Raw genomic sequence first — 11,123 nt, 5'->3', positions numbered from 1 at the left:
GTGACCCCATGATGGAAAGTGCCCTGAACCAACGCTGGGCGCACGTTACCTATGCCTCTTTTAAGAGCAAAACCCGACGCAGTGGGTGGAATGTTGGTCCCACCTTGCGGGCAAGTGTGCAGGATCAACAAGATGTTTCTGCTGCGGCGCCAACCAGTTTGGTGCCGGTAAAAAGCTTCGATGATTTTATTAGTAGCACTGACATTGATGCTTTGCCACGGCGTTTTGAATACCGGCCACGTAGCAATTCGGCGCTTTTTTTGCAGTCAGTTCCAGCCGGCAAGGATGCTACCGGGCGCCCGGGAAATGTTTTTACCCATGCTTTTATTGATCAAGATCTTGATGAGCCGATGGGAGCAATTTATCCCATTGATCTTTATCGCTCGCCGGATTTGCTGACCCCATTTCGCGCACAGGCGGTTAACGCGGTGGAGCTTAATGCTGCACTAACAGAGCCAAGACCTGGGGTTTTTGCTGATATTTCGATGGCCTGGATGATGGTTGATGAGCTCTTTGGCGATCGCAGAGAAGTGCTTTACCAGCTCCAAGATGTCCTGCAAGCTGGGTGTAAGCGTGCGGTGTTATTGCTTAAGAGTTCCAATGAGGCGGCTTATTGGATTGAGGCTTTGTCCTCTACTTTGACACCTGAGGAAGCTCGCACCTTGCTGCATTTTTCCACTTTTGAGCGCGCCGCCACCTTCCCTCAGGCCATCGCTAATGCCACTTTCTCTACGGTCTATGTGTGTCCGCCGGAAGATGCCGCAGCGTTGCGCGAAATTGTCGATGTACAGTTGATTGATCCAGCAAATATCACGCCAACTCAGCATGGCACCTGGGCGCAGATGACCGCCGGGGTTTTTGTCGAGGGCAGTGATTCAGAGCAGCTTGTTGATGAATTAATCCAGATCAACACTGGTATCTCGGATTTTGCGATAAGCCATGCCCAATTGGGCGATGGCTTGGCGCGGGTGATTAAGAACCGCGGCGATGGGGTTACCCAAGCGCTTTTCGACGTCGCCGAGCAGCATTTGGAGGAGGAATTTGTGCCCACCTCCTATCAAGCAATTGATATGGAATTTATCAATGATGTTATTGATAATCCGCAACTTGCCTTAGAAGAATCTAGCTGGCCGGAATTGCCGGTTGATCCTGCACTTTCAGCTCGTGCCCTGGCTGCTTTGTACACTCTGCATGATGCCTCGGTACGGATACTGATGTCTTATCTTAACTTCCTTTTGGAAACCGGTTTGCTTAGCGAAGCTACAGCGCAGGATAGGAAATTCCTGGATTCTTTGAGCAATTTCCACTCTTTGAGTAATTGGGAAAAAACACCAGTTTTGCCCCAGGAGCACTACCTTTTGCGCGAGGTAGCGCGCAACGCAGTGAGGCAGCAGCGCCGCGTCGAAAAGCAACCTACTTCGCCGAGTTTTGATACCGTGCTTAATCAATTGCACTGGTCAATGCCTTTGGGCAGTGTGTTGGCTTGGCTGAAACGTGATGAAAATATTGCTGCCATGGAGCAGATGATGGAGCAGCAGTATCTAAAAAGCACGTCAAATTCCCATGCTGCTTCTATGCTGCGGCTTTATTATGCGGTGGCTTTGCGTTTGCTTTTTAAGCCAGTTATTTCCGGTAGAGCTAAGCGCGATAATAAAATTGCGGCCACGATTGGTGCACTGTGTTTTGATGCCGTGCAACGCCATGTAAATGCTGAATTGCAGCGTGGGGGCATCGTGAATGCCGAGCCATTTGTTCAGGTCGCGCGCAGAATTGCGGTTAAGGACGTGGACGCTGTGGATATGGGTGGGCGCCAAGATGCCTATATTGCAGAGATTCAAAAAAATACCGATCCGAAGTATCTACACTTTAAAACAGCCATTACAGATGTTTTTGTGCTGGTAGCTGCAGAAATTTTGGCCGAAAGACAAAGAATTAATGGTGGTCAACCCACTTCAGGAAGGGACAAGCGCTGATGAACAATATTCGTTTGGATTCAGGGCAATCTTTTGAGGTTCCCATCCGCGGTTTTATTGCGCGTATTGAATTTGATATTACGGGCCCAACCGGTTTTGAGATCGAGGCCGGACGCATGGAAACTAATCGCCGTGGCAATGTTTTGGCGATTAGAAATCCTATTGGAAATTCTGAAATTTCCATCGTGCCTGATCACACCCGCAGTGAATTTCCCATCGACACCCAGCTTTTTGTCTCCATCACCCTAAATGACGGAAATGGCGATGAAGTGCGCCTAGATCTTCCTACCTTTGCTATCGGTGGCTTGCGGTCTTTCCCGGTGTTAGGCATCTTCACCACATTTGAGATTGTGCGCTTGCAAGCAGGCGATGCCAATACCGATAGTTCCTTGGATGTTTATGCCTCCGGGGTGCGCTCTGCACTGCGCCGCACCTTGGACCGGGATGGTGTTTCTGAACCACCGCGTACCGCTGTTAGCGTGCTGGTTGATATTTCAGCCTCCATGAAATTCAGCACCTCAAGTGAAGTTTTTGATGCAATGTGCGCCTTTGCCACCGGAGTGCTATCCACCTCCAGCCAGGGTAGATCCATCCGGCTGCTCACCAGCAGTTCCTCCCGGCCTATGGAAATGCTGGAATCCCCCGAAGTTATCCGGGCTTTGAGCAGCCGAATTACTCCCGCACGCGAGGTGGGCTGGAATGTTGACCTAGCCCAAATTGATCCAGGCGACGCTGTGTTGGTGCTTTCCGATGACCTTCCCATTGAAGTGGTTAATCTGCCCAATAAGAAGGTGCACCTTTTGAGCTCTCGTAAACCCTTGGTGGACCACGGCATTAGTGTTACCCACGTTGATGCAAAACTTATTGAGGCTCTTAAAGCCCAAGATCTTATGAGCCTGGCAATTCCAGCTCGCGCCATGTTTGATGCCCTAACCGGATGGACTCCACCTCCTGCTCCAGATCTTGAAAACCAGCAGCTAGCTACAGAGAAGAAAAGTTCATGATTGATCATTTAACTCAAGAGCCTGAAACCCAAGGCCCAGAATCAGCACTGCTGCCCACTAAATGTCCTTTTACCTTTAAGGAAATGCCGGCCGACGCAGTTGTTTCCCCTTATGTGGAAGACCGTGAAGAATACCAACTTCCCGAAGGCTGGCAGGGCTCTGGCACTATTACCTTTGCCATGGCAGGCGACCGTTCCTCCGGAAAAAGCCTTTATATTGCAGTGATTGTGAAGCTGCTGCGCAAGCTGGTTATTGCCAACGGTGGTTCTTTCCGCAGTGCTGATGAACACACACGCCGCATTTATGAGGACAAATATGAGAACCCACTGTTTGCACAGATGGGTCTTTTGCCTCCTACGCCTCCGGCTTCTTCTGCGGATGCACACCAAACCCGCCCGCTAATTTTTGATGTCTCCACCCCAGCGCATCAGGGCCAGCGCCTCTTTGTGGTGTTCCGCGATGTGGCGGGTGAAGACCTGCAGGAAGAAAATTTTGCACAACGCCAAAGCGAGCTGGACTTCTTCAAATACGCCGACCGCATTATCTTCCTTTTTGACCCCATGGCAGTACCACGTATTCGCCAGCTTTTGGAAGGCTCCGTAGAAAGCCCCGAGGTAGGGGAAGATGGCCCCACCATCGTGTTACGCAACGTATTGAGGGTATTGGGTGAGGAACACCGACCTAAGATTTCACTGTGCCTTTCCAAGTTTGACACCATGCAGCGGCTTTCTGAGGTTAACCAGCAGCATCTGCACTATAGCGGTCCAAATATGGTCAATTGGCAGCGGGTTATGCGTAATTTCGGCGCCACCTTCCGACGCGATAGCGCAGCCCTTGATCAACCTTTTGATCGCACCGGTATTCAACTGCTGGATCTAGAAATCCGCAGCATGTTGGAATGTTTAGATGCCACCCAATTGCTTAACCAGCTCAATCAACCCTTGTTGGGTGTGCAAAATTATGATTTTTCCTGCTTTGCGGTCTCAGCTTTGGGTGCGCCACCGGAGGGCGATCGTATTGCGCGTACCGGCATTGCGCCATTTAGATGCTTAGATCCCATTCGTGATGTTTTGGCTGAGCATGGTCTTTTTAATGGCCCGGTTTATCAAGAATTGCCCAAGGTGATGTGGGGTAATGCAGCGGCCTTAGGAACAGCACCGGTCACCAGCCAGTTCCCCGGCCAATTCCCTGGCCAAGCAGCAGTTATGGGTGGGGGAATAGAGCAGGCGCTCGCCGCTGAACAAGCACCGCTCTCAAACCCAGCTACCGAGACCGCAGCTGAACCTAAAAAACGTCGATTCTGGAGGTGGGGACGATGAGCCCGCGACATTCTCAAGGCCCTGTGTGGGGCGAAGCTCCCGCAGCTAAAAAAGCCACTGGCGGATTTGGCGGAGCAGATTTTAATGATGGATTTTTTGCGGAACAAGGCACCGATATTCGCCATGTAAGAGAATCCGAGGAAAGGCTAGCGGCGGTTCGGAAAGAAAACCGTAAGCGTCGCATTAAGCTCGCCATTTGGATTGTTACTGCCGTTGGTGCGGTGCTGGTGGTGGCTGCATTAATGATGCTGTGGTGGAGTACTGATTACTTTGTTTAAGGCCTCAAACCAAGCTGTGTCCAGAGCAAATAACGCGCGTTTCCAGGCTCTTAAAAAGCCTGGAAACGCTGAGGTTTCTGGCAATCGGGGCAGAGGGAGTTAAAAGGCTGCCTGGAATGCTGCTGCTTAGTAGTGCGAAATCTTGCACTCAAGCCCTTAGAGTGCTAGAAAAGAGGTTAGCACTCTGCTCGTATGAGTGCTAATAAATGATCATGAACTGCTTGGTGGGTGAGGTTGGTCCACACTCACTAACCGTGCCGTCGCGGGCGCCTACCGGGCAGATGACGTGAGTGTCGTCCTACAAATTCTGAGGAGCACAAACACATGGCAAAGATCATCGCCTTTGATGAAGAAGCACGTCGTGGCCTGGAGCGCGGTCTTAATACCTTGGCTGATGCCGTTAAGGTAACCCTAGGACCTAAGGGCCGCAATGTAGTTTTGGAAAAGGCATGGGGCGCCCCTACCATCACCAATGATGGTGTCACCATCGCTCGCGAGATCGAGCTCGATGACCCATACGAGAAGATCGGTGCTGAGCTAGTTAAGGAAGTCGCCAAGAAGACTGACGACGTAGCTGGCGACGGCACCACCACCGCAACCGTTTTGGCTCAGGCTTTGGTTAAGGAAGGCCTACGTAACGTAGCTGCCGGCTCTAACCCAATGGGTATTAAGCGCGGTATTGAAAAGGCAGTTTCCAAGGTTACCGAGAGCCTGCTCGAGGCAGCTAAGGAAGTTGAGACCGAGGAGCAGATCGCTGCTACTGCTGGTATCTCCGCAGCTGACCCAGCTATTGGTGCACAGATTGCTAAGGCAATGTACGCAGTTGGCGGCGGCAAGCTCAACAAGGATTCCGTTATTACCGTTGAAGAGTCCAACACTTTTGGTGTTGAGCTCGAGGTTACTGAGGGCATGCGCTTTGATAAGGGCTACATCTCCGGTTACTTCGCAACCGACATGGAGCGCCTTGAGGCTGTTCTAGAAGATCCATACATCCTGCTGGTTTCCGGCAAGATCTCCAACATCAAGGATCTGCTGCCACTGCTTGAGAAGGTTATGCAGTCTGGCAAGCCTTTGCTAATCATTGCTGAAGACGTTGAGGGCGAAGCTCTGCAGACCCTCGTTGTCAACAAGATCCGTGGCACCTTCAAGTCTGTTGCTGTTAAGGCTCCAGGCTTCGGCGATCGCCGCAAGGCTCAGCTGCAGGACATCGCTGTTCTGACCGGTGGCCAGGTTATCTCTGAGGAAGTTGGACTTTCCCTCGAGACCGCTGACCTCCCATTGCTCGGCCAGGCTCGCAAGGTTGTTGTCACCAAGGATGACACCACCATCATCGACGGCTCCGGCGCTGAGGCTCAGATCCAGGGTCGCGTAAACCAGATCCGTGCTGAGATCGAGAACTCCGATTCCGATTATGACCGTGAGAAGCTCAACGAGCGTCTGGCAAAGCTTGCCGGCGGCGTTGCAGTTCTTAAGGTTGGCGCTGCTACCGAGGTTGAGCTCAAGGAGCGCAAGCACCGCATCGAAGATGCTGTCCGTAACGCAAAGGCAGCTGTTGAAGAGGGTATCGTTGCCGGCGGTGGTGTTGCATTGCTGCAGGCTGCACACGTTCTTGACAACGATCTTGAGCTTGTTGGCGATGAAGCAATCGGCGTTCGCATCGTTCGCGAGGCTCTTAACGCTCCACTGAAGCAGATCGCTTATAACGCTGGCCTTGAGCCAGGCGTTGTGGCACACAAGGTTTCCCAGCTCCCACAGGGCCAGGGTCTGAACGCTGCTACCGGTGAGTACGTTGACCTCATGGCTGCAGGCATCAATGATCCAGTAAAGGTCACCCGCTCTGCACTGCAGAACGCTGCTTCCATTGCAGCTTTGTTCCTGACCACTGAGGCTGTCGTTGCTGACAAGCCACAGCCAGCAGGTGCCGCAATGCCAGGCGCTGATGAGATGGGTGGCATGGGCGGCTTCTAAGCCTTCTAACCTCTCATACCGATAAGCTCCTCCCGCTTCTTGCGGGAGGAGCTTATTTGGCGTTTTAGGGCGCTTTTCGACGATTTCCTGGCCACCGTAGCATTAGAGGTGATCTCTTAATTACCGCCGGGTGGGTTAAGATTTTCACCACTTACCCTCTGATGGGGGTGGGTAAAAATGATCCTATCAAGTTGTGTGGCCTTAATCGCAGCCTTGTAAATTCTTGTTACATGTTTTGATAGTTGTATAGAAAAGTTTTCCTTAAGTTAGCCTTAAAAATCCACATATCCCCAGTTCAAGCTAAAATACTTGGCAATTTTATTTATGAAAAATTAATAAATTAGAGCTTGATGGAAGATAAAAAACTTTGCAAATCGTCTTGACGGTTGTCAAAAATGTGATTGAATGTGTGAGTGACGTCCTGAGGACGTTAGCAAACTGGCAACCTTCACCAGCTCCTTGCTGGTCCTCTTAAGGAGATTTCTCATGGATCTTTCCCTTCTCGCAGACAACCTTGACGATTACTCCACCTTTGGTGGCAACATCGGCACCGCTCTTACCATGATCCCTGATCTACTCAAGGGCATCATCGCGTTCTTCGAGAACTTCGGTGACAACGCTGACGCAACCAGCGCTGCTTTCGAAGGCCTCTCCTCTTAATTTTCAATATGGCTGTTAGGTAAGTGCCTAGAAGCCTTTTCCCTTCACCCGTATTTAAAATTCTCTAAAGGAGATTAAAAATGGACAACTTTGTTGAATTCCTCGACAACGTAAACACCCTTTCTTCCACCGGCCTCGTTGCTGAGCTTCTTGATTTCTTTACTGCTTCCGGCAAGTGGGCTGGCGCAGTTGCTGACCTCCTCGGACTGGTTAAGTAATTTAAACCCTTAGGTTTAAATCCTTAAAGCTCCGATCCTTAACAGGATCGGAGCTTTTTGTTGTGAGCACTACATTAAATACGCTACACATCGCGCCTAATGTGCGGGAGGTAGGTATGATTTTCAGCATGGCTAATACCAACGATAATGATCTCCCCGTCATCGATCTTGCAAAGATTGAAGGCTATGTAGTTGATGATTCAGACGAGGATGATCCGGTACTCCTGCGTCCAGATGGCACAGCCATTGAAACCTGGAGGGAAAACTATCCTTATCAAGAGCGCGTTAACCGCGAGGACTATGAAAAGGTCAAGCGTTCCTTACAGATCGAACTGCTGAAGTGGCAGAACTGGACCAAGGAAACTGGCCAGCGCCACATCATCCTCTTTGAAGGCCGCGATGCTGCTGGTAAGGGTGGCACCATTAAGCGCTTTAATGAGCACCTAAACCCCCGTGGTGCCCGCACAGTGGCGCTTGAGAAGCCTTCTCCACGTGAGTCCACCTCCTGGTACTTCCAGCGTTATATCCAGCATTTCCCCTCAGCCGGCGAGATCGTCTTCTTTGACCGCTCCTGGTACAACCGCTCTGGTGTGGAGCGCGTGATGGGCTTTTGTACCGAATCACAGCACGCTGAGTTCCTCCGTGAGGTACCAATGCTGGAGAACATGATCTTGGGCTCTGGTATTAGCTTGACCAAGTTCTGGTTCTCGGTGACCCGTAAAGAACAGCGCACCCGCTTTGCGATTCGTCAGGTAGACCCAGTTCGTCAGTGGAAGCTTTCTCCAATGGACTTGGCCTCCTTGGATCGTTGGGATGATTACACCCGCGCTAAGGAAGAACAATTCCGCTACACCGACACTGATGAATCCCCCTGGATCACCATTAAGTCAAATGACAAAAAGCGCGCTCGAATCAACGCGATGCGTTATGTTTTGTCCAAGTTTGATTACACCGACAAAGACTATGAACTAGTCGGCGAGCCTGACCCTTTGATCGTGCTGCGCGGTCGCGATCAGATCGGTGACTAAATAAAAGGGGTAGTTCATATGAACTGAACTGAACCCCCTCATGGCACCCGGCAGGTCGGGCAATTTTCCGGGTGCCACGATATCAATATTTGCTTCTTACCGCTCCCAGACGCGGTGGGAAGCGAGAAGCTCCGTCACCGGGGCCGCAGCCTCGGATGGGGAGGCGACGGCGACGATACCGGGCTGGTTGACTTCGACGCGAGCAGCACCCAGTGCGACGGGGGCATCCGGCCCAGCGAGGATGATTGCCTTCTTGTGGCGCTCAAATTCACCCAACATTGTGGCCACCTCCGGGATAGCAGGAGGGTTGACCACCACGACAGCATCAAACTCGATGGAGCGGGCGGTGAGGTAGGTGCGCGACACGGAGACCTCCGCGCCATCTGTAGTAACGGTGCCGCCCTTATCCGAGACGATCAGCGGGGTCACGCCGTCGTCGAAGAGGGTATCGAGAAGCGCACCCACACCACGGAGGTCTGCTCCGGAGTTGATCAGAACCGCGACCTGACGGCCGTCGACGGGCCAGGTGTCGCCCACCTGGGACAGAGCAGGCGATGGCTGCACGTCGGCGACTTCTTGAGGCTCCGGGTGAGGCAGGCCTAGGTTGTCCGCGACGGCTTCTGCCAGGCCTTGGTCTACGTGGGCCAGAACGTCAAGGTACCGGAGCTTGACGTTCTCCTCGTAGCACTTGCCCAGCTCGAAAGAGAATGCGTCGGTCAGGTGCTTCTTCTCCACCTCCGACAGGGACAGGTAGAACATGCGCGGCTGCGAGAAGTGGTCCTCGAAGGAGGCCGGGTTCTCACGAGTGATGTGGCCCTCAACGGGTTGCGGGACATCGATAAGTGCACCCTCGTTGACGCTTGCCTCGGTGGGGTTGCCCTCGTCCAGGCTGTTCGGCTTGTAGGGTGCGACGCCCGTGTGTGCGCCCTGCTGGTACATGCCGTCTCGGAGGTTGTCGTTGACGGGCGCGTGCGGGCGGTTGATGGGCAGCTGGGAGAAGTTCGGCCCGCCCAGCCGGCTGATCTGGGTATCCAGGTAGGAAAAAAGGCGTGCCTGCAACAGAGGGTCGTTGGTCACGTCAATACCGGGAACTAGGTGGCCCGGGTGGAAGGCGACCTGTTCGGTCTCCTCGAAGTAGTTTCCTGGGTTCTTGTTCAAGGTCAGGGTGCCGATGATCTCCACCGGGGCGAGCTCTTCCGGGACGATTTTCGTCGGGTCGAGTAGATCAATGCCCTCGAACATCTGCTCCTTGGTGTCCGGGAAGACCTGAACACCCAGGTCCCACTCGGGGTAGGAGCCGGCTTCGATGGCGTCGGCGAGATCGCGACGGTGGAAGTCCGGGTCCACGCCACCGGTGATCTGCGCTTCCTCCCACACTTGGGAGTGGACGCCGAGACGTGGCTTGAAGTGGAACTTGACCAGGGTGGTCTCGCCGGCGTCGTTGATCATGCGGAAGGTGTGGATGCCGAAGCCTTCCATGGTGCGGAAGGAACGGGGGATTCCACGGTCCGACATGTTCCAGAAGGTGTGGTGAGTAGCCTCCGTGTGAAGGCCCGCGAAGTCCCAGAACGTGTCATGCGCGCTTTGTGCCTGGGGGATCTCCCTGTCTGGGTGCGGTTTGGCGGCGTGGACGACGTCCGGGAACTTGATGCCATCCTGGATGAAGAAAACTGGGATGTTGTTGCCCACCAGGTCCCAGGTGCCTTCGTCGGTGTAGAACTTCACGCCCCAGCCGCGGGTGTCGCGCACGCTGTCGGCGGAGCCACGGGAACCCAACACAGTGGAAAAGCGCACGAATACGGGAGTTTCCTTGTCCTTGGTAAACACACCCGCCTTGGAAATCTTAGAGGCTGCACCATTGGCCTTGAACATGCCGTGTGCGCCTGCACCACGGGCGTGGACCACGCGCTCAGGGATGCGCTCGTGGTCGAAGTGGGTGATCTTTTCGCGGAAATGGTGGTCCTGCATGAGTAGGGGGCCACGGGTTCCAGCGCGCAGCGAGTGGCTGCTCTCGCTCAGACGTGCACCCTGAGCGGTGGTCAGGTACTCACCCTGCTGGGCGCGGGGATCGGGCTCGCCGGCGCCGATGTGGAACGGGCAGCCGGTCGGGGAGACCGCCCGCGGCGCCTGCTGATCCGGTTTCGGTACGGGAGGCGTGGCCGGGGTAGTGGGCTCGTTCTTATCTGGGGTGGCGTTGCCCGGGGTACCGGGGGCCTTGTCGCCCTGCGGGGAGGCTGCGGGATTGTTCTTCGGGGTCATCTTCTCACCTGCTACAAATCGGTTATTGGTTACATAGGCCAGAGTAGAGAAAAACAGCCTCACCGTTCAGCCTCTACACCTTCACCTGGGGTCTTTCGAATCCCGATAGGTGTTGTGGCGGTTTACCGGGTTCACAAGCTTGTCGACTCCCACCTGGCCCAGCGCCGCCTCCACAAGCTCACGCGCGTGCCCCGACTGCGTGCCGCGTTGATCAGGGGAATCTGAAGTGGCAAGCGCCCGAACGCGACGAGGCCCTGCTACAACCGCGGGGACGCTCCACTTCCTAAGCGTTGCTACACGACGCACCTCTGACCATGTGGGGTGAAGCCGATCGCGCAACGTAAAAGGGCTCCCCGGGTCGTGCAGACGCCTCCTGCGGGAGGTAGCGTCCACATCCATCACACACTCTCCACATG

General features: G+C 53.8%; 9 protein-coding genes. 8 read left to right on the top strand and 1 reads right to left on the bottom strand.

The genetic code is table 11. From position 1 onward, the window contains the following. Nucleotides 1–8 precede the first annotated feature (8 nt). From H924_RS11600 to ppk2, 8 genes are all read left to right on the top strand, one after another. Nucleotides 9–1,973: a GAP1-N2 domain-containing protein gene (locus tag H924_RS11600; protein WP_015652149.1), complete on the top strand. Its 1,965-nt coding sequence runs from the start codon at nucleotides 9–11 to the stop codon at nucleotides 1,971–1,973. Further along, the gene (locus tag H924_RS11595; RefSeq protein WP_015652148.1) at nucleotides 1,973–2,977 is read left to right on the top strand and encodes a hypothetical protein; all 1,005 of its coding nucleotides are present in this window, start codon (nucleotides 1,973–1,975) and stop codon (nucleotides 2,975–2,977) included. The genes H924_RS11600 and H924_RS11595 overlap by 1 nt, the downstream gene beginning before the upstream one ends. Next, a complete protein-coding gene (locus H924_RS11590) occupies nucleotides 2,974–4,296 on the top strand; it encodes a TRAFAC clade GTPase domain-containing protein (RefSeq protein WP_015652147.1) in 1,323 nt (440 codons plus the stop codon). The genes H924_RS11595 and H924_RS11590 overlap by 4 nt, the downstream gene beginning before the upstream one ends. Then, nucleotides 4,293–4,574 carry a hypothetical protein gene (locus H924_RS11585; protein WP_015652146.1) on the top strand — a complete coding sequence of 94 codons (282 nt, stop codon included), beginning with the start codon at nucleotides 4,293–4,295 and terminating at the stop codon, nucleotides 4,572–4,574. The genes H924_RS11590 and H924_RS11585 overlap by 4 nt, the downstream gene beginning before the upstream one ends. 324 nt (nucleotides 4,575–4,898) lie before the next feature. Continuing rightward, nucleotides 4,899–6,542: a chaperonin GroEL gene (gene groL, locus H924_RS11580; protein WP_015652145.1), complete on the top strand. Its 1,644-nt coding sequence runs from the start codon at nucleotides 4,899–4,901 to the stop codon at nucleotides 6,540–6,542. A 486-nt stretch (nucleotides 6,543–7,028) separates the two neighbouring features. After that, a complete protein-coding gene (locus H924_RS14245) occupies nucleotides 7,029–7,202 on the top strand; it encodes a PorH family porin (RefSeq protein WP_015652144.1) in 174 nt (57 codons plus the stop codon). 80 nt (nucleotides 7,203–7,282) lie between these two features. Continuing rightward, nucleotides 7,283–7,420: a PorA family porin gene (locus H924_RS11575; protein WP_015652143.1), complete on the top strand. Its 138-nt coding sequence runs from the start codon at nucleotides 7,283–7,285 to the stop codon at nucleotides 7,418–7,420. A 128-nt stretch (nucleotides 7,421–7,548) separates the two neighbouring features. Beyond that, nucleotides 7,549–8,448 carry a polyphosphate kinase 2 gene (ppk2, locus tag H924_RS11570; RefSeq protein ID WP_015652142.1) on the top strand — a complete coding sequence of 300 codons (900 nt, stop codon included), beginning with the start codon at nucleotides 7,549–7,551 and terminating at the stop codon, nucleotides 8,446–8,448. A gap of 96 nt (nucleotides 8,449–8,544) precedes the next feature. Here ppk2 and H924_RS11565 read toward each other — a convergent pair whose 3' ends face one another. Continuing rightward, the gene (locus H924_RS11565; RefSeq protein WP_042393015.1) at nucleotides 8,545–10,707 is read right to left on the bottom strand and encodes a catalase; all 2,163 of its coding nucleotides are present in this window, start codon (nucleotides 10,705–10,707) and stop codon (nucleotides 8,545–8,547) included. Nucleotides 10,708–11,123: the final 416 nt, after the last annotated feature.

The organism is Corynebacterium callunae DSM 20147, assembly GCF_000344785.1.
In the GTDB taxonomy this organism is placed as follows: domain Bacteria; phylum Actinomycetota; class Actinomycetes; order Mycobacteriales; family Mycobacteriaceae; genus Corynebacterium; species Corynebacterium callunae.
Note: the sequence above shows the minus strand (reverse complement) of the source record. Positions and strands in the feature narration are given on the sequence as shown.

Excerpts from the sequence above, each read along its gene's own strand:
- H924_RS11600 (WP_015652149.1), top strand. The coding sequence starts at position 9 with ATGATGGAAAGTGCCCTGAACCAACGCTGGGCGCACGTTACCTATGCC.
- H924_RS11590 (WP_015652147.1), top strand. The coding sequence starts at position 2,974 with ATGATTGATCATTTAACTCAAGAGCCTGAAACCCAAGGCCCAGAATCA.
- H924_RS11575 (WP_015652143.1), top strand. The coding sequence starts at position 7,283 with ATGGACAACTTTGTTGAATTCCTCGACAACGTAAACACCCTTTCTTCC.
- groL (WP_015652145.1), top strand. The coding sequence starts at position 4,899 with ATGGCAAAGATCATCGCCTTTGATGAAGAAGCACGTCGTGGCCTGGAG.
- ppk2 (WP_015652142.1), top strand. The coding sequence starts at position 7,549 with ATGGCTAATACCAACGATAATGATCTCCCCGTCATCGATCTTGCAAAG.
- H924_RS11585 (WP_015652146.1), top strand. The coding sequence starts at position 4,293 with ATGAGCCCGCGACATTCTCAAGGCCCTGTGTGGGGCGAAGCTCCCGCA.
- H924_RS11595 (WP_015652148.1), top strand. The coding sequence starts at position 1,973 with ATGAACAATATTCGTTTGGATTCAGGGCAATCTTTTGAGGTTCCCATC.
- H924_RS11565 (WP_042393015.1), bottom strand. The coding sequence starts at position 10,707 with ATGACCCCGAAGAACAATCCCGCAGCCTCCCCGCAGGGCGACAAGGCC.
- H924_RS14245 (WP_015652144.1), top strand. The coding sequence starts at position 7,029 with ATGGATCTTTCCCTTCTCGCAGACAACCTTGACGATTACTCCACCTTT.